18 protein-coding genes are annotated in these 18,384 nt (G+C 68.0%); 12 read left to right on the forward strand and 6 right to left on the reverse strand.

What is annotated here, in order from left to right; genetic code table 11:
* Positions 1-165 precede the first annotated feature (165 nt).
* From AC1RQG_RS20030 to AC1RQG_RS20075, 10 genes are all read left to right on the forward strand, one after another.
* Positions 166-1,680, forward strand: a complete 1,515-nt coding sequence (locus AC1RQG_RS20030; protein WP_493133913.1) for a B12-binding domain-containing radical SAM protein — start codon at positions 166-168, stop codon at positions 1,678-1,680.
* Positions 1,681-1,743: 63 nt separating this feature from the next.
* Positions 1,744-2,859, forward strand: a complete 1,116-nt coding sequence (locus AC1RQG_RS20035) for an MlaE family ABC transporter permease (protein WP_493133915.1) — start codon at positions 1,744-1,746, stop codon at positions 2,857-2,859.
* On the forward strand, positions 2,859-3,737 hold the full coding sequence (locus tag AC1RQG_RS20040; RefSeq protein ID WP_493133917.1) for an ABC transporter ATP-binding protein: 879 nt from the start codon (positions 2,859-2,861) through the stop codon (positions 3,735-3,737). Before AC1RQG_RS20035 ends, AC1RQG_RS20040 begins: the two co-directional genes overlap by 1 nt.
* Positions 3,738-3,755: 18 nt before the next feature.
* Positions 3,756-4,694 (forward strand): MlaD family protein, encoded by a 939-nt coding sequence (locus AC1RQG_RS20045; protein WP_493133919.1) that lies wholly within the window; start codon positions 3,756-3,758, stop codon positions 4,692-4,694.
* Between the two features lie 11 nt (positions 4,695-4,705).
* Positions 4,706-5,320, forward strand: a complete 615-nt coding sequence (locus AC1RQG_RS20050) for an ABC-type transport auxiliary lipoprotein family protein (RefSeq protein WP_493133921.1) — start codon at positions 4,706-4,708, stop codon at positions 5,318-5,320.
* Positions 5,317-6,468, forward strand: a complete 1,152-nt coding sequence (locus AC1RQG_RS20055) for a VanZ family protein (protein WP_493133923.1) — start codon at positions 5,317-5,319, stop codon at positions 6,466-6,468. Before AC1RQG_RS20050 ends, AC1RQG_RS20055 begins: the two co-directional genes overlap by 4 nt.
* A gap of 74 nt (positions 6,469-6,542) precedes the next feature.
* Complete coding sequence (locus tag AC1RQG_RS20060; RefSeq protein ID WP_493133924.1) at positions 6,543-6,860, forward strand: (2Fe-2S) ferredoxin domain-containing protein; 318 nt, start codon at positions 6,543-6,545, stop codon at positions 6,858-6,860.
* A gap of 14 nt (positions 6,861-6,874) precedes the next feature.
* Positions 6,875-7,528 carry an alpha/beta hydrolase gene (locus AC1RQG_RS20065; RefSeq protein ID WP_493133926.1) on the forward strand — a complete coding sequence of 218 codons (654 nt, stop codon included), beginning with the start codon at positions 6,875-6,877 and terminating at the stop codon, positions 7,526-7,528.
* A gap of 73 nt (positions 7,529-7,601) precedes the next feature.
* The gene (locus AC1RQG_RS20070) at positions 7,602-8,747 is read left to right on the forward strand and encodes a D-alanyl-D-alanine carboxypeptidase family protein (RefSeq protein WP_493133928.1); all 1,146 of its coding nucleotides are present in this window, start codon (positions 7,602-7,604) and stop codon (positions 8,745-8,747) included.
* A gap of 195 nt (positions 8,748-8,942) precedes the next feature.
* Positions 8,943-9,869 carry an aldo/keto reductase gene (locus AC1RQG_RS20075; protein WP_493133929.1) on the forward strand — a complete coding sequence of 309 codons (927 nt, stop codon included), beginning with the start codon at positions 8,943-8,945 and terminating at the stop codon, positions 9,867-9,869.
* Between the two features lie 77 nt (positions 9,870-9,946).
* Here AC1RQG_RS20075 and pssA read toward each other — a convergent pair whose 3' ends face one another.
* Positions 9,947-10,702, reverse strand: coding sequence for a CDP-diacylglycerol--serine O-phosphatidyltransferase (gene pssA / locus AC1RQG_RS20080; RefSeq protein ID WP_493134085.1), 756 nt, complete (start codon positions 10,700-10,702; stop codon positions 9,947-9,949).
* A gap of 230 nt (positions 10,703-10,932) precedes the next feature.
* Between pssA and AC1RQG_RS20085 the strand changes: the two genes are divergently transcribed.
* Together AC1RQG_RS20085 and AC1RQG_RS20090 are read left to right on the forward strand one after the other, a co-directional pair.
* On the forward strand, positions 10,933-11,901 hold the full coding sequence (locus tag AC1RQG_RS20085; protein WP_493133930.1) for a CAP domain-containing protein: 969 nt from the start codon (positions 10,933-10,935) through the stop codon (positions 11,899-11,901).
* Positions 11,902-11,950: 49 nt separating this feature from the next.
* Positions 11,951-12,568, forward strand: coding sequence for an Hpt domain-containing protein (locus AC1RQG_RS20090; RefSeq protein WP_493133932.1), 618 nt, complete (start codon positions 11,951-11,953; stop codon positions 12,566-12,568).
* Between the two features lie 31 nt (positions 12,569-12,599).
* Here the strand turns inward: AC1RQG_RS20090 and AC1RQG_RS20095 are convergent, their stop codons facing one another.
* The 5 genes from AC1RQG_RS20095 to AC1RQG_RS20115 form a co-directional block, all read right to left on the reverse strand.
* Positions 12,600-12,800 (reverse strand): hypothetical protein, encoded by a 201-nt coding sequence (locus AC1RQG_RS20095; RefSeq protein ID WP_493133934.1) that lies wholly within the window; start codon positions 12,798-12,800, stop codon positions 12,600-12,602.
* 263 nt (positions 12,801-13,063) lie between these two features.
* Positions 13,064-14,791, reverse strand: coding sequence for a GGDEF domain-containing protein (locus AC1RQG_RS20100; protein WP_493133936.1), 1,728 nt, complete (start codon positions 14,789-14,791; stop codon positions 13,064-13,066).
* Positions 14,792-14,810: 19 nt separating this feature from the next.
* Positions 14,811-16,115, reverse strand: coding sequence for an ABC transporter substrate-binding protein (locus tag AC1RQG_RS20105; RefSeq protein WP_493133937.1), 1,305 nt, complete (start codon positions 16,113-16,115; stop codon positions 14,811-14,813).
* 238 nt (positions 16,116-16,353) lie between these two features.
* Positions 16,354-17,019: a c-type cytochrome gene (locus AC1RQG_RS20110; protein WP_493133939.1), complete on the reverse strand. Its 666-nt coding sequence runs from the start codon at positions 17,017-17,019 to the stop codon at positions 16,354-16,356.
* Positions 17,019-18,353, reverse strand: coding sequence for a cytochrome C (locus tag AC1RQG_RS20115; RefSeq protein ID WP_493133941.1), 1,335 nt, complete (start codon positions 18,351-18,353; stop codon positions 17,019-17,021). Before AC1RQG_RS20115 ends, AC1RQG_RS20110 begins: the two co-directional genes overlap by 1 nt.
* Between the last annotated feature and the right edge of the window lie 31 nt (positions 18,354-18,384).

Consider the following 18,384-nt stretch of genomic DNA (forward strand, 5'->3'; position numbering starts at 1 on the left):
TGAGATTATGCGGTGTTTCGTGCAGCTCGTCAACCCCTCGTTTTCGCCCCGCTCAACTCGCACTACACGCGCCGTTTCGCGGGGAGGCGAACTATAGCAAACAGGCGGGGTGGCTGGCAAGGCCGACAGCGTAAAATAGCGGTTTCACCGATCCGCACTGCCGTCATGACCATCCTGCTCACCACCCTCAACGCCCGCTACACCCACGCCTCGCTGGGTCTGCGCTACCTGTTTGCCAATATGGGGCCGTTGCAGGAGCAGACCAAACTGCAGGAATTCGTCATCGGCGCCAAGACCACCGAAATCGTCGAACGCATCCTGGCCCACCAGCCGCGCATCGTCGGCTTCGGCATCTATATATGGAACGTCGAAGAAACCACCAAGGTCGTCGCCATGCTCAAACGCGTGGCGCCGCAGGTAGTGGTCGTACTGGGCGGACCGGAGGTGTCGCACGAGCCGGGCGAACAGCAGTTCGTCCAGCTGGCAGACTACCTGATCACCGGATGGGGCGACGTCACTTTCCCCAAGCTGTGCGGCGAAATCCTGAACGGCCCCAAGCCGCTGATGAAGATCCATGCCGGCGTCCAGCCGCCGATGGCCGAGATCAAGCTACCGTACTCACTCTACAGCGACGACGACATCAAGAACCGCACCATCTATGTGGAAGCATCGCGCGGCTGCCCGTTCAAGTGCGAGTTCTGCCTGTCTGCCCTGGACAAAACGGCGTGGCCCTTCAACCTGGACACCTTCCTGGCGGAGCTGGAAACGCTGCACGCGCGCGGCGCGCGCCTGTTCAAGTTCGTCGACCGCACCTTCAACCTGAACATCAAGACCAGCCTGCGGATCATGCAGTTCTTCCTCGATAAGCTGGCCGCCCATCCCGACGACCCGGTCTACGCCCACTTCGAGCTGGTGCCCGACCACCTGCCCGACGCGCTCAAGGAAGGCATCAGCAAATTCCCGCCCGGCGCGCTGCAATTCGAGATCGGCATCCAGAGCTTCAACCCCGAGGTGCAAACCCTCGTCAGCCGCAAGCAGGACAACCAGAAGGCGGCCGACAACATCCGCTGGCTGACCACCCAGTCGCACGCCCACATGCACGTGGACCTGATCGCCGGCCTGCCCGGCGAGGACGTGGCCAGCTTCGCGCGCGGCTTCAACCATCTGTGGTCGCTCCAGCCGCACGAGATCCAGTTCGGCATCCTGAAACGGCTGCGCGGCACGCCCATCATCCGCCATACGGAAGAATACGGCCTCGTGTTCGAACCCTACGCGCCCTACACCATCCTGGCCAACAAGCACATCGACTTCCCCACCATGCAGCGCCTGGTGCGCTTCGCCCGCTACTGGGACCTGGTGGCCAACTCGGGCCGCTTCGCGCACACACTGCCGGTGCTGCTGGGCGACGCGGCGTTCGAAAACTTCATGGCCTTCTCCGACTGGCTGTATGCGAACACGGACGCCACCCACCGCATCGCGCTCGACCGGCTGGCCGCACTGGTGGCGACATGGCTGCAGACGCGCGGCATGAGCAAGGCGGCCGCCGACGCACTGCTGGCCAGCGACTACGCGGGCCGCAACGAATCGGGTTCACGCCTCAAGCCGGCCGCCGCCAATACACCGGCGGCACGGGCCGAAACAGCGGCGCCGCAACGCCAGGCGCGCCACCTGGCGGCCTGACACATCCCGGGACGGCAGCCCACAGCGGTGGCGGTCCCGTCCAAACTCCCTTAAACTGGCGTCATGCCCTCCGTCCCAGAGCCCACCCTCACTCTCGATTCCGGCGCCGCCACCGCTGCCGGCACCTGGCAAGTCCACGCGCTCGCGCTGGGCCATGCGATGCATACGCTCACCGGCCAGCTCAATACGCTGAAGGACAAAGGCCCGATCAAATGGGACCTGACGGCCATCGACAGCATGGACCACATCGGCGCCCAGCTACTGTGGAACGCCTGGGGCAAGACCCGTCCCGCCTCGCTGCGGCTGGCGCCGGGACAGGAGGAATTCTTCAAGCGGCTGGAGACGGCCGGCAACCTGGAACTGAACACCCCGCGCAAGCAGCGCCTGACCTCCGTGATGGTGCTCGGCTTCGCGATGATGAAGTTCTTCGCGCACCTGCGCGGCATGATCTCCCTGGTCGGTTCCGTCACGCAGGATGCGGTCCGCTTCGCGCGCCACCCGCTGCGCGGCCCATGGCGCGAGATCTCGGCCAACATCTATCACGCCGGCCCGCAGGCGCTGGGCATCACTGCGCTGGTCGGCTTCCTGATCGGCGTGGTGCTGTCCTACCTGTCCGCCCAGCAGCTGCGCAATTTCGGCGGCGACATCTACCTGGTCAACCTGCTCGGCATGAGTATCATCCGCGAACTGGGGCCGCTGCTGGCGGCCATCCTGGTGGCCGGCCGCTCCGGCTCCTCGATCACGGCGCAACTGGGCGTGATGCGGGTCACGGAGGAACTGGACGCCATGCTGGTGATGGGCATCTCGCATGGCTTCCGCCTGATCCTGCCCAAGGTGATCGCGCTGGCCGTCTGCATGCCGCTGCTGGTGATCTGGACCGACGTCATGGCGCTGATCGGCGGCATGGTGTCGGCCAACGTCGAACTGCACCTGTCGCCGTACTACTTCATCCAAAAGCTGCCGGATGCCGTGCCGCTGGCGAACTACATGATCGGCCTGGGCAAGGGCGCCGTGTTCGGCATGCTGATCGCGCTGGTGGCCTGCCACTTCGGCCTGCGCATCAAGCCCAACACGGAAAGCCTGGGGCGCGGCACCACCACCTCGGTGGTCACCGCCATCACCGTCGTGATCCTGGCCGACGCCGTGTTCGCGATCATGTTCAACGGCGTGGGGTACTGATGGACGAGAACCTGCCAGCCCCCACCTCCAACTGCGGCGCGCCCAACACCGGCGTGCTGAAACTCGATGGCAGCGTGCCGGTGGTGGAGATCACGGGCCTGTGGACCAAATTCGGCCGCACCGTCGTGCACCAGGACTTGAACCTGGCGATACAGGCGGGGGAGATCCTGTCCATCGTCGGCGGCTCGGGCACCGGCAAGACGGTGCTGCTGCGCCAGATGCTGGGACTGGAACGCCCGGCGCGCGGTTGCGTGCGCGTGTTCGGCGAGGACATCAGCGAAGTCGACGCAAGGCAGTTGCAGAAGCTGCGCAACCACTGGGGCATGCTGTTCCAGCAGGGCGCGCTGTACTCGGCCCTCACCGTGTTCGAGAACATCGCCCAACCCCTGCGCGAACTGCACAAGATCCCGGAGGACCTGGTGCGCGACGTGGTGCTGCTGAAGATGAACATGGTCGGCCTGGGCCCGGAACACGCGGACAAGATGCCGTCCGACCTGTCCGGCGGCATGGTCAAGCGGGTGGCGCTGGCGCGCGCGCTGGCGCTGGAGCCGCGGCTGCTGTTCCTGGACGAACCGACGGCCGGGCTCGACCCCGACCTGTCGGAGAGCTTCGTCGCGCTGATCAAATCGCTGCACCGCGAACTGGGGCTGACGGTGGTGATGGTCACCCACGACCTGGACACGCTGTTCGCGCTCTCGACCCGCATCGCCGTGCTGGCCGAAAAACACGTGATCGCCATCGGCCCCACGCACGAGCTGCTGAAAATCGACCACCCGTTTATCAAACAGTTCTTCCTGGGCGACCGTGGCCGCCGCGCGCTGGAAGCGCTTGACCCGTCCCCGCCGCAGCCGAAGGGCGCGCCGGCCACGGGACACTGAACACGCATCGGAGCATCCATGGAAAACAGATCGCACGCACTCATGACAGGCTTTTTCACGATCACGCTGGTGATCGCGGCCGTGCTGTTCGGCCTCTGGTTCAACCGCGACCGCATCGAGCGCGTCCCCTACCAGCTGGCCACCTCCCAGCCCGTGCCGGGCCTGAACCCGCAGGCGCAGGTGCGCTACCGTGGCCTGCAGGTGGGCAAGGTGGCCAGCATCGGCTTCGATCCCAAGGTGACGGGCCAGATCCTCGTCACCCTGAGCATCAATCCGGACGCGCCCATCACCAAAACCACCTTCGCCACGCTCGGCTACCAGGGCGTGACCGGGATCGCCTACGTCCAGCTCGACGACGACAAGGTCGGCTCGCCGCTGCTGGGCACCAATGCCGACAACCCCACCCGCATTCCGCTGCGCCCCGGCCTGTTCGACCAGCTGGAGAAGCGGGGCAAGCAAATCCTGTCGCAGGCCGAGCAGGCGGCCGACCGCCTGAACGCCCTGCTCAGTCCCGCCAACCAGCGCGTCATGCTGTCGGCCTTCAGCGACATCAGCGCCGCCGCCAAGGCCTACGGCGCCCTGCCCGAGCAACTGCAGCCGACCATCGCGCGCCTGCCCGCGCTGGCCGACCAGGCCCAGGGCGCGCTGCAATCGGTCACCGCGCTGGCCACCGACGCGCGCCGCCTGACCACCAGCCTGCAGGCGCCCGACGGCCCGCTGGCGCGACTGAGCGGCACGGCGGACCGGGTCGGCCTGTCGGTGGAAGCGGTCACCAGCGGCATCGAGATGGACGCGCTGCCGCACGTGATCGCGCTCACCGACGAATCGCGCTCGTCGATGCGGGCCGTGAAGAACACCATGAACAAGCTCAATGAACGTCCGCAAAGCCTGCTGTTCGGCGCGCCCGGCACCCCGCCCGGCCCCGGCGAAGACGGCTTCACGGCGCCGGCCAAATGAGGAGCCCCGCGATGACCAACCTTTCCCGACTGGCGGCACTGGCCGCACTGGCCGCCCCGCTGCTGCTGAGCGCCTGCGCCAGCGGCGGCGGCCGCACCGCCACCACCCTGTACGACTTCGGCCCGCTGCCGCAGGCGGCCGGCGCCGCGCCGCCGGCGCCGCTGCCGGCCCTGATCGTGGCCGACGTGGACGGTCCGCCCGCGCTCGACTCGGAACGCATGCAATACCGGCTGCTGTACGCGGACGCGCGCCAGGCCCGCCCCTACGCCTACAACCAGTGGACCAGCACCCCGCCCCAGCTGCTGACCCAGCGCGTCAAGGCGCGCCTGGCGCAGGCCGGCGTCAAGGTGCTGGCCTCGACCGACGTGGGCAGCGGCGCGCCCATGCTGCGGCTGGAACTGGACGACTTCACGCAGAACTTCGCCAGCGCCACCGAGAGCAGCGGCGCGCTGGCCGTGCGCGCCTCGCTGTTCCGCAACCACCGGCTGGTGGACCAGCGCACCTTCCAGCGCAGCAGCCCGGCGCCGAGCGCCGACGCGGCCGGCGGCGCGCGCGCGCTGGCCGACGCCAGCGACGCGCTGGCCGCCGACCTGCTGGCGTGGCTGGCCACGCTGCCGCCGCAATGACGCAGCAAACCGACCCGCCCGTGCCGGCGCACCGGCCCACGCCGGGCCGCAGCTCCGCGCTGGCGCGCGCGGCGCTGCTGGCCTACGTGCTGTTGATCGTGTACGCCAGCTGGTATCCGTTCTCGGGCTGGCAGAACCACGGCCTGTCGCCGCTGATCTTCCTCGAACATGTCGAGCTGCCGCATTACTGGACCAAGTTCGACGCCATCACCAACGTGGCCGGCTACATCCCGCTCGGCACGCTGATGGTGTACGCGCTGTATCCGCGCGCGACGCGGCTGGCCGCCTGGCTGCTGGCCAGCGCCAGCGGCGTGCTGCTGTCGGGCCTGATGGAGGCCGTGCAGACCTACCTGCCCAGCCGCGTCTCGTCCAACCTGGACTTCTACACCAACGCGGCCGGCTGCAGCCTGGGCGCGCTGATCGGCGTGCTCACCGTGCGCCGCCTGCTCGACCAGAGCCAGTTGTACCGGCTGCGCCGGCGCTGGTTCGCGCCGCAGGCCAGCCAGGGCCTGGTGCTGCTGGCCATGTGGCCGCTGGCGCAGATCTACCCGCAAAGCTTCCTGTTCGGCCACGGCCAGCTGCTGCCCATCCTGTCCGAATGGCTGTCCGAGCTGCTGGACGCGGACATCGACCTGGGCGCCTGGGTGCGGCCCGTGGCCACGCTGACGGTGGAACAGTACTGGCTGTCCGAGACCATCATCACGGCCTGCGGCATGGTGGGCGCCGCGCTCACGCTGCTGTGCCTGCTACGGCGCCCGGCGCCGCGCGCCGCGCTGCTGGCGGCGCTGGTGGGCGCCGCCGTCGTCGTCAAGGCGCTGGCCACGGCGCTGCTGTTCTCGCCCGAGAACGCGTTCGTGTGGGTCACGCCGGGCGCCGAGGGCGGCTTGCTGATCGGCGCCATCATGCTGGCCGGCCTGGCCTTCGCGCCGCACGTGGCGCAGCGCCGGCTGGCGGCCCTGACCTTGCTGCTGAGCCTGCTCATCGTCAACACCACCCCGGCCAACCCGTATTTCGTCGCCACGCTGCAGACCTGGGTGCAAGGGAAGTTCCTCAACTTCAACGGCGCGGCCCAGTTCCTGTCGCTGCTGTGGCCGTTCTTCACGGTCTGGTACCTGTGGCTGCCCGCGCACGGCCGGCAACGCGCGTGACGGCGGCCCGCATCGGGCCGCGATCGCGGGTATCATAGCGGCTGCCAACCAACGCCAACCCACACGAGATTGCCATGAGCGACGACCTGTATTACAAACGCCACGTGTTTTTCTGCGTCAACCAGCGCGACGACGGCCGCCCCTGCTGCAGCGACCACAACGCCATCGCGGCCCAGAAGCACGCCAAGAAGCGCTGCAAGGAACTGGACATCAACGGCGCCGGCAAGGTCCGCATCAACCAGGCCGGCTGCCTGGACCGCTGCGATGAAGGCCCGGTGCTGGTGGTCTATCCCGAAGGCACGTGGTACACCTATGTCGACACGGCCGACATCGACGAGATCGTCGACAGCCACCTGGTCAACGGCAAGGTGGTCGACCGTCTGAAAATCTGAACCCTCCGAATGGTATGAACAAGAACTCTGAAAAATTCACGCTGCCCGGCGGCGCCGGGCTGATGGAAGGCCTGATCGACTTCCCCAAGCAGGCCCCGCGCGGCATCGCGCTGGTGGCCCACCCGCACCCGCTGTACGGCGGCACCATGGACAACAAGGTGGCCCAGACCCTGGCCCGCACCTTCGTCGGCCTCGGCTACGTAGCGGCCCGCATCAACTTCCGCGGCGTGGGCGCCTCCGAGGGCGAGCACGACCACGGCCACGGCGAGACCGACGACATGGCCGTGCTGCTGCAATACATGCAGCAACGCTACCCGGGCTTGCCGGTGGCCCTGTCCGGCTTCTCGTTCGGCACCTTCGTGATGGGCCGCCTGCAGGAACAGCTGGTGGCGGCCGGCACCCCGGCCGAGCGGCTGGTCATGATCGGCACGGCGGCCGGCAAGTGGGACGTGGCCAAGGTGCCGGCCGACACCATCGTCATCCACGGCGAGCTGGACGAGACCATCCCCCTGAAGGACGTGTTCGACTGGGCCCGGCCGCAGGACCTGCCCGTGATCGTGATCCCCGGCGCCGACCACTTCTTCCACCGCAAGCTGCAGCACATCAAAGGCTGGGTCAGCCAGTTGTGGCGCACGCGGCCGGAACAGGACACCGCCGGCGCGGCGTAAGCCCTATAATGGCCGCTGCAATTTTTCGGGCGGCCCGCCCCCAACTCACATCCCCAACAGATACCCAGGCAACATGAAAAAATTATTCGCCGCACTGGCCACCAGTGTGTTGATGATGACCGCCGCCGTCGCCCAGACGCTGCCGCCCCCCACCATCGCCGCCAAATCGTGGCTGCTGCTGGACGCCACCAGCGGCCAGATCATCGCCTCGCAGGACCCCAACGCCCGCATCGAGCCGGCCTCGCTGACCAAGATCATGACGGCCTACCTGACCTTCGCCGCCGTCAAGGACAAGAAGCTGGACCTGAACCAGATGGTCAACGTCTCGACCCACGCGTGGAAGGTCGATTCGAGCAGCTCGAAGATGTTCATCGACCCGGCCACCCCGGTCAAGGTCAACGACCTGCTGTACGGCCTGATGGTGCAATCGGGTAACGACGCGGCCGTGGCCCTGGCCGAGGCCGTGGCCGGCGACGAGTCCGCCTTCGTGGTGATGATGAACCGCGAGGCGCAGCGCATGGGCCTGACCTCGACCCACTTCGCCAACCCGCACGGCCTGCCCAGCCCCGAGAACTACTCGACGGCGCAGGACTTGTCGGTGCTGGCCAAGCGCGTGATCCTCGACTACCCCGAGTTCTACAAGATCGACTCGGTCAAGAGCTTCACCTACAACAAGATCACCCAGCAGAACCGCAACCGCCTGCTGTGGCTGGACCCGACCGTGGACGGCATGAAGACCGGCCACACGGAGGCCGCCGGCTACTGCATGATCGCCTCGGCGCACCGCCCCAACGGCGCCGGCGAGCGCCGCCTGATCGCCGTCGTGCTGGGCACCAACTCCGACAGCGCGCGCACCCAGGAAAGCCAGAAGCTGCTCAACTGGGGCTTCCAGAACTTCGACACGGTCAAGCTGTACTCGAAGGGCCAGGCCATCGCCACCCCGGAGATCTGGAAGGGTTCCAAGGGCAGCGTCAAGATCGGCTTCCCGAACGACGTGCTGGTGACCGTGCCCAAGGGCGTGGCCGGCAAGATGAAGCCGCTGCTCGAACGGAAGGACCCGCTGGTGGCCCCGCTGGCCGAGAACAGCCGCGTCGGCACGCTCAAGATGATGGTCGACGGCAAGCCGCTGCTGGAACTGCCCGTGGTGGCGCTGGAACCGGTGAACCAGGCCTCCATCTTCGGCCGCGCCTGGGATTCGATACGCCTCTGGCTGAAATAAGCGGCCGCACCGCCGACCAACAAAAGTCCGCTTCGGCGGACTTTTGTTTTATCCGGCGCATGCGCGCGATGCGGCGCTTGCAACGGTCGAGGTCGCCATAGGGCAAAATGTGCTGCCGGCGACGGGCAGTCGTGTAACAGTACTACTTGCAAAATGGAACTTAGTCCCTTCCCGTCCACCGCCCGAAAGCCCGCCATGAACTATGAACCGCCTGCCGGTCTGCTTTGCCCCGCCATCGTCACCAGCCCCAACGGCCCCACGCTGTCGCGCATCGTGGCCGGCATGTGGCGCATGGGGGACTGGAACCTGACGCCGCAGCAGCGTCTGAGCCTGATCAAGCGTTGCATGGCGCTGGGCGTGACCAGCTTCGACCATGCCGACATCTACGGCGACTATGGGGTCGAGGCCCTGTTCGGCGAGGCGCTGGCCCTGCAGCCATCGCTGCGCGGCCGCATGCAACTGGTGAGCAAGTGCGGCATCAAACTGGTGTCGCCGGCGCGGCCCGGCCACACCATCCAGCATTACGACACCAGCGCCAGCCACATCACGGCCTCGGTCGAGCAATCGCTGCGTGCGCTGGGCACCGACTACCTGGACCTGCTGCTGATCCACCGGCCCGACCCGCTGATGGACTTCGACGAGATCGCCGGCACCTTCAGCCGGCTGCGGCTGCAGGGCAAGGTGCGCCACTTCGGCGTCTCCAACTTCAGCCGGCACCAGTTCGAGTGCCTGAACCGGCGCGTGCCGCTGGCCACCAACCAGGTCGAATGTTCGCCGCTGCATGTGGCGCCGCTGTTCGACGACACCTTCGACGGCCTGCAGGACGTGGGCGTGCGCCCGATGGTGTGGTCGCCGCTGGCCGGCGGCCGCCTGTTCAGCGGCGGCGACGCCGCCGGCGCGCGCGTGCGCGCCGTGGTGCAGCGCATCGCCGACGAACTGGGTCAGCCGTTCGCCAGCGTGGTGTTCGCGTGGATCATGCAACTGCCGTCGCGGCCGCTGCCGCTGACGGGCAGCGGGCGCATCGAGGCCATCGTCGACGCCGTGCGCGCCACCCAGTTCAGTCTGGACCGCAGCCAGTGGTTCGAGATCCTGCGCGCCGCGCGCGGGCACGAGGTGGCCTGAGGCAAACAACAAACCGGGGTCAGGTCATGCCGCCACGCAAGTTGCGTGATGGTATGACCTGACCCCGGTTGTGCTCTTCAATCGTTGTAGACGGCGGGCGGGGCGATGCCGCGCCAGCCCAGCTTCCAGGCCACGTTCAGGGCCAGCGTGGCGCCGATGTAGACGGCGAAGAACAGCACGAAGAACACCGTCTGCAGCCAGGCCAGCAGGGCCAGGTTGGCCAGCAACAGCAGCAGCGCCGCCTTGCTTTTCTTCTGCTTGGTGCTGGGGAAGCGGATGGTCGACACCATCAGGCCGCCGACGGCGAACAGCAGCAGCGCCAGCCCGGCCGCCTGCCAGGGACCGGCGGGCGGGGCGGGCCAGGCCACCACCACCGACGCCACGCAGGCCGCGCCGGCCGTGATGGGGATGCCGACGAAGTAGCGCGGGTCGGTGCGGCCCACGTTGACGTTGAAACGGGCCAGGCGCAAGGCGCCGCAGGCGACGAAGAAGAAGCTGGCCATGCCGCCCAGGCGCAGCAGCGTGGGCTGGTGCGCGCCGAGCTGCACGAAACCATAGCAGTACAGCAGCAAACCGGGCGCGCAGCCGAAGTTCATGACGTCGGCGATCGAGTCGAGCTGCATGCCGAAGTCGGAGCTGGTGCCGGTGGCGCGCGCCACCATGCCGTCGAGCGCGTCGAACACGCCGGCCAGCACCAGCAGCACGGCGGCCAGGCGGTAGTCGTGGGCGTTGCCGATGAAGGCGTTGTCGACGGATATGACGATGCTGCCGAAGCCGCAGGCGATCGACAGCAACGTGACGAAACTGGGCAGGGCGAACTTGGCGCGCTGCAGGCGCGGACGGTGTGGTAAAGAAGTCAAATCAGGCGCATTCCAGAAAAAACGACGAGGGAGCGCCGCCCCGATGGCGGCGGGCTATTTTAACCCGCGCCGCCGCCGCGCGGCAGCCTGCCCCGCGCACGGCATTGCGCATACCGGGTGCGGCGCGGCCCGAGTTGCCTTAGAATCGACGCATAAGCGGGCTGGTCCCAGCGTCGGCCCCGATAACGACACAGGAGTTCTTCATGCACAGCCGTTCACGTTGGCATCTTTCGTTCGCGGCGCCCGGTCAGGCGCTGGCGCTGGCGTTGCTGATGGCGCTGGCCGGCTGCGGCGGCGGCGGTGGCGGCAGCAGCGCCAGCAACGCGCCACCGGCCAGCAGCAGCAACCTGCCGGCCGAGCCGGGCGCGCCCGCGCTCTCCGGCGACGCGGCGCTCGATGGCTTCAACTGGATCAACTTCCGGCGCGCCCAGCTGGGCGTGGACGTCCTGTCGCGCAACAGCATGTTGACCACGGCGGCCCAGGGCCACGCCGATTACCAGCGCCTCAACAACACGGTCACCCATATCCAGACCCCCGGCCTGCCCGGCTTCACCGGCGCCACGCTGGCCGACCGGCTGGCCAGCGCCGGCTACGTGCTGGTGCGGCCCTATGCTTACGGCGAGATCATTTCCGCCACCGCCAGCACCTCCGGCTTCGTGCTGGCGGAGGAGCTGGTGACGGCCATCTACCACCGCTTCGTCATGTTCGAGCCCGTCTTCAAGGAAATGGGCACGGGCGCGGCGCTCGCGAGCGGCAACTATTCCTATTTCACGTGCGACATGGCGGCCAACAACGGCTATGGAATCGGCCTGGGCGGCGGCCGCGCCGTAGGCTATCCCGTCAATGGCCAGACCCAGGTGCCGACCAGCTTCATGAGCAACAATGAGACGCCGGACCCCGTGCCCGACCTGAACGAGGTGGGCTATCCGGTCAGCATGCACGCCGACATCACGACCACCATGACGGTGCAGCGCTTCACCATCCAGCCACGCGGCGGCGCGCCGCTGGCCACGCGCCTGCTCAGCCATGCGACCGATGCGGAAACGCCCACCTCGGCCGCCGCCATCGTGCCGCTGGCCGTGCTGCAATCGGGCACCACCTACGACGTCACGTTCAGCGGCGCCGTCGATGGCGTGCCGCTGTCGCGCAGCTGGTCGTTCACGACGCGCTAGCGCGCGCCGTTCCGCCCACGACCGACCGTCCACCGTCCCCCGGCGCGCCATGACGAACCCCTGCGTAGCAAGCCCGCGCCCCGCCCCCGGCGTGGCGGACAGCCTGTGCGTGGACGAGGGGCTGGAGCGGGTGATGGGCGACCGGGTGCTGTACCTGCAATTGCTGCGCCGCTTCCGCGACGACTACGGCGGCCTGGGTCGGCAGTTGCGCCAGGCGCTGGCCGGCGATGTCCTGGCCACGCTGCGGCACCGCGTGCACACGCTGCGCGGCGCGGCCGGCATGATAGGCGCCGGCCCCGTGTGCCAGCTGGCCACGGCGCTGGAACCGGCCTGCCACCTGCCGGCGGCGGCCTGCGCTGAAACGGTGATGTTGCTGGCGGACGCGCTGGACGGCCTGCTGGCCGCCATCGACACCGTGCTCAGCGGCATGGACGCGGCAACGCCCGCCGCGGTGGCGCCCGCGGACGCGACGCTGGCCGACGCGGCGTTGCTGGACCGGCTGGCCCACCTGCTCGACCTCGGCGATGGCGCCGCGATCGACGTGCTGGAGCAGTCGGCCTCGGCGCTGGCCGTCCGGCTGGGGGTGGAACGCTACCAGGAGGTGGCCGCCGCCGCCCACCTGTTCGACTTCGAAGCGGCGCTGGCGGCGCTCGCGCATCAGCGATAACGGCGCCGGCGCGCGCCGCACGGAAGCGCGCTTAGCGCGTGTATTCCTTTTCCTCGTCGAACGCGTCCGCGCATTCCTTGCCGCAGAAGCGGCGCACGCTGTCGAGCGGCTTGTCGCAATACCAGCAGGCGCCTTTGGGCGGCAACAGCTGGCGCGCCCGCGCGGCGGGGGAAAGCGAGGGCGGCGGGCGCTCGGCCCCGTCATCCGGCACGCTGTCTGATTTCGGTTCCAAGGCTCCCTCCTTTCGCGGCAGTACGCAGGTCTACCAGCAGGTTACGTCAGCGGAAGTCGGCGGGCATGATCATGCGCAAACGGCCCCGCGTTGTGACCTATCATAACAGCTTCCGGGCCACCGCCTGGTCCGGCGAATCGGCAAAAATCCGACGCCGCGCACAGTGCGCAGCCCCTGCACAACCAGGGCGCGCCGGGGATGCCGGAACGAAAATATTTTTCAATGGGAACAGCGCCGCCGATAGCCGCCGGGGCCCGCGCCGCTCACTTGCGCCCGGCCAGCACCACCTGGTTGCGGCCCTGCTCCTTGGCCCGGTACATGGCCTTGTCGGCCATGCGCAGGAACATCTCCGGCGTTTGCAGCTCGTCGGGCACCTGCACCGCCACGCCGACGCTGATGCTGACCCAGCCGATGGGCGACAGCGCATGCGGCAGGTGCAGCGACTCCAGCGCCTGGCGCACCTGCTCGGCCAGCGCCAGCGCCGCGTCGGCGTCGGTGTCGGCCGCCAGCATGACGAATTCCTCGCCGCCGTAGCGGGCCGCCAGGTCGCTGGCGCGGCGCGCGTGCGTCTGCAGCAGGGCGGCCACCTTGCGCAGGCAGCTGTCGCCCTCCTGGTGGCCGTAGTGGTCGTTGTAGCTCTTGAAGAAATCGACGTCGATCATCAGCAGCGCCAGCGGATGGGCGCAGCGGGCCGCCCGGTGCAGCTCCGAGGCCAGCATGTCGTCGAAGCGGCGGCGGTTGGCGATGCCCGTCAGCGGGTCCGTCATGGTGAGGGCCGCCAGCTTGAGGTTGGCCTGTTCCAGGTCGCGCGTGCGCTCGGCCACCCGGCTCTCGAGCTGCTCGTGGGTCTGGCTGATATTGGCCGCCATCTCGTTGAACTTCTCCGACAGCAGGGCCAGTTCGTCACTGCCCTCGTACTCGACGCGCTGCCCGTAGTCGCCGGTGCGGGTGGCGCGCATGGCGCCGGCCAGCCGTTCGAGCGGCATCGAGATGCTGCGCGCCACCACATAGGCCAGCACCAGCGCGCCGCAGAAGCAGATCAGGCCGATCAGCACGATCTCCTTGCGCACGGCCTGCGCCTCGGCCAGCAGCAACTGGTTGGGCAGCGTGCTCACCACGTACCAGCTGGTGTTGGGCACCTGGGCGTAGACGGCGAAGTAGCCGGCCGGCGGATGGCCGTCGGCCACCGTCTGCTGGTAGGCCAGGAAGCCGGTCTGCTCGCCGCCGCGCAGGCTGGCGGCCAGTTGTTCCAGCAAGGCCGGCGCGACGGACACGCCGGCGGCCCGTTCGCGGCGCTGCACCAGCGGCGTGCCGTCGCGCGCGTCGAGCACGAAGATGTCGCTGCCCGCGCCCAGGCTGGCGTTGTCGAAGATGGCGGCGAAGCGGGCCGCGCGCACCCCGAGCAACAGGCCGCCCATCAGGCGGTTGTCGTTCTTCGAGTAGATCTGGCGCACCATGGCGATGCTCTTCTGGCCGTCCCACAGTTCCAGCGCGCCCCACACCACGCGGCGCTGGCTGGCGCGGGCGGCGGCGCTGAACTCCACCACGCCGCGCCCCAGTTGGGCGAACACCTGCGGGTCGAGCACGCGGTTGTCGCGGTCGAGGAAATACTTCTGGCCGAAGTCCTGGAACGAGCCGTAGCTGTCGAGCAGGATCTTGGTCAGGGCCGCACGGGCCCGGCCCTTGTCCTCGGGATTGTCGAGCGCATAGCGGGCCAGCGCCGACTGCACGGCATCGGACAACACCAGCGTCTCGCTGTCCGACTCGATCTCCGTCATGCGCAGCTGCACATTCTTGGCGATCTGCTTGACCACCTCGGTGGTGAACAAGCGGGTCTTCTGCTCGATGGCCTTGCTCGACTCGGCATAGGAGATGTAGCCCGACACCAGCAGCGGCGTGAGCGAGATCAGGATGAACGACGCCAGCAGGCGGTAGCGGATGGCGATCTTGCGCAGCAGCGCAGGCAGGTACAGGGCGATCAGGCGTCTCATGCGGCTCCCGGTGGCGGCGTCAGCGGGCGCCGCCGCGCGCCTCGGCGCGCAGCGAACGGTCGAGCTGACGGGCCGCATCGCGCGGCGAGGTCTTGTCGGCCAACACGTCCTGCAGCAACGGGTGCAGCAGCTCGATGGTGGACGCGGGCAGGAACACATAATACGGCGGCACCACCTGCGGATAGGCGGTCACTTCGCGGATGTAGGCCGTGATCTGGGGATCGGTCACCATCCGGCCCGGCAACTGCTTCATGGGCGGGATGTTGCGGCGCGCGTTCTGCTGGATGACGAAACCCTTGCCGACCAGGTAGTCCAGCAACTGCATGGCGGCCGCCTGGTGGCGCGTGTTGCAGACGGCGAATCCCGTCTCGCTGCCGACCACGGGCACGGCCTGCTTGCCGGCCGCATTCCAGGGCGGCACGAACACGCCGACCTCGTCGCGCTTGCCCACCATCAGCCGGCCGGCCGCCCACGTGCCCTCGAACGCCATGGCGGCGCGCCCGGCCGTGAACAGGCGGATGCCCTCGTCGTAGCCGGTGTTCAGATAATCGGGCTGCACGCAGCCGCGCGCGGCCAGCAGCTTGATGCGGGCGAAGATGTCGGCGGCGGCGGCCGTGTCCAGGTCCAGGCTGCCGTCGGCCAGCGCCTGGCGCCAGTCCGGCCGGTTGGCCGCCACCAGGTTGGCGAAGCCGTGGCTGAACGGGCCGTTGCCCAGCATGTTGGGGAAGGCGCCATCGAGCACCAGCGGCGTGTGGCCGGCTTTCTTGAGCTGGGCGCACACGGCCAGGAACTCGTCGAAGTTCTGCGGCAGACGGCTGATGCCGGCGTCGCGGAACATGGCCTTGTTGTAAAAGATGACGGTGGCGGCCACGCCGCCGGCCACGCCGAAGTGCTTGCCGCCGACGCTGGTCCAGTCCGGCTTGAGCAGGTCCAGCATGTTGTTCCAGGCGGCCGTCCGGCCCACGTCGGCCAGCACGCCCTGCTCGGCCAGGCTGGCCGCGTAGGCGTTCGGGTTCACCGAGATCAGGTCGGGCAACTGGTTGGCCGCCACCTTGGGCTTGAGGTTCTCCTCGACCGAATTGCCGATCATGAATTGCACATCGACGCGGATGTCGGGATGCTCGCGGGTGAACGCGGCCGCCACGTCGTGCATTTCCTTGGGCCAGTCGGGCGCCCACACCAGGGCCGTGATGGTGGTGGGCGCCGCGCCCGCCGATGGCGCGGCCGGCGCCTGGCCGTCATCGCTGCAGCCGGCCAGCGCCAGCAACAGCAACAGCGGGGCGAGCAGCCCCGTCCAGCGCGATGGTGTCGATCGTTCCCTCATCCGTGCAATCCCAGTCCAGCAACCCGCGTGTGACGGGAGCATTACAGCCAACCTACTTTCATTTCCATCCAGAACCATTCCCACGATGATGAGGTTACTACAAAGCCGGAAGTGTTGGAGTTTCTGGTATCAAAAATACCAAGAAACAACGTATTGCAACATGGAAAATGACGGGGGGACACAAGTCCGGGCGGCGCCACGGCGGCGCGGGAACATCGCCGCCGTGGCAGGATCGCGCTCAGCCACCGGGCTTGATGGACGCGACATACAAGGACAGGCAGGTAATGTCATCCTGGCTCAGCGCATGGGCAACCGTCTTCATGACGGCGCCTTCCGGGCGCTGCTCCGTGCGCTGGAACACCGCCAGCTGCTTCGCCACATAGTCGGCATGTTGGCCGGCCAGGCGCGGGAACGCCCCCATGCCTTCGCCGCGGGCGCCGTGGCACGACGCGCAGGCCGGCACGCCGTTGCCGCTGACGCCGTTGGCGAAAATGGCCTGCCCCCGCTGCTCGAGCGTGGCGTTGCTGGAGCGCCCGCTGGCGGCCGGCTGCTCGGCGTAATAACTGCCGAGGCCGGCGATCTGTTGGTCCGTCAGCCTGGCGCTGATGCCCCACATGTATTCGAAGCCGGCCGGGTCGGAGCGGCCATGGCCCCGGAACGCCCTCAACTGCGCCTCCAGATAGGCCGGCGATTGTCCCGCCAGATGGGGAAAGTTGGGCGAGGTCGACACGCCCTGCACGCCATGGCAGTTCGAGCAGACCTGGGTGGCGATGGTACGGGCCGACACGTTCGCATCGCTCAGCGAGCGCGAGCGCTCCACCGAGGAGCAAGCGGCCAGGCCGGCGGCCAGCGTCAACGCCAGCGTGGCGCCCGCAGCCGGGCGCAAGGACGAGAAGGCGATCATCAGTATGCTCCCCAGAGGTAGACGAACAAGGTGTTGTTGCCGCTCGGATTACGTCCCGCACCATCGTAGTTCGCGGTGGCGCCGTGGAAGCGATTGAAGTGGTAATACTGCGCACCGACGCGCAGGTATTGCACCGGCGTCCAGAACACCTCGGGCACCCAGCCGCGCGTGTCGGGATTGCTGGCGGCGTCCGGATACAAGGTCGCATCGGAGCTGCCCGTGGTGCTGAAGTAACTGAGGCTGCCGCCGTAGCGTGCCCGGTACACATAGCTGCCTTTGACTTTCAATTGCTTGAGCTGGTTGCCGGGATTGGCCGCGATGCCGGCCACGTCGCCATTGTCGATCGATTCGGCGATGTAGCTCAGTTGCAGCGTGGCCGCGTGCGGATCGAGCAGGTATTGGTACTGGGCGTCGACACCGCGGTCGCGATAATGGATCGTGGGGCCGGTCGGGTCCAGATTGTCCGGGTAGAGGTTGGCGTGCATCGCCATCACCCCGACCATGGCGCTGTGCGGCCCCCAATCGTGGCTGAGCGCGAGCCGCAGATACGGATTGGTGCCTTGCAGCTTGACCTGATCGGGGTTCTTGGTGCCCTGGCTGAGGAAGGACCAGATGCCGTTGGCCGTTTGATAGCCGGCCAGTTCCGCATAGAGGGTCTGGTTCCAGAACGCGTAGGCGGCGACGCCGGCGGCCTGCGCGCCCAGCTGGGACACGATGGGCGCAGCATCGGGGCCGGTCACGCCGAACTGGGTCGGCACGTACTGCATCCAGGCCGGCGCGCTGTTCCAGGGATCGGCCAGCGAGGGGTTGTTGTTGACGGTCAGGCCCAGGATCAGGTCACGGTTGGCGTCGATCAGGCGGTCCGCATACCGCACCTCGATGTTGTCCGAGCCCCATTTGCCCTGCCACTTGCCGCTGTCGGGATTCTGGCTGTCGTAATTGTTGTAGGTCGCCTGCGCGAACACGCCCACGTTCTCGGTGACCTTGCCGGCGACGAACACGCTGCCGGTCTGGAACAGCGCGGCGGCGTCCTTGGCGAAGGCCGCGTCGTCGGTCGGCGAGGAACTCTTGGTGTAGCTGAACACCCCCATGGCCGACAACGGCACCGCCCGGCTGCCGATGGTATAGCCGGTCATCTTGAACAGGCGGCCGTAACTGGTCAGTTCCGGGAACTGGCCGCCGGCGTGGCAGGCGACGCAGTTCTGCCCGGTCTGGCGGGCGAAGGCCGGCAAGGCGCGGGCGCCATGGGGGCCATATAGCAGCGGGATCAGCAGCAGCGCCGCCAGATGGTGGCGCCGGATAAAGTGCGGGGAAAGGAAGCGGGCGATGTTCACGTGGTCCTCCAGTATGTCGGTACGACGAGGG

It is taken from the genome of Rugamonas sp. GW822-FHT03B10 (assembly GCF_058801745.1).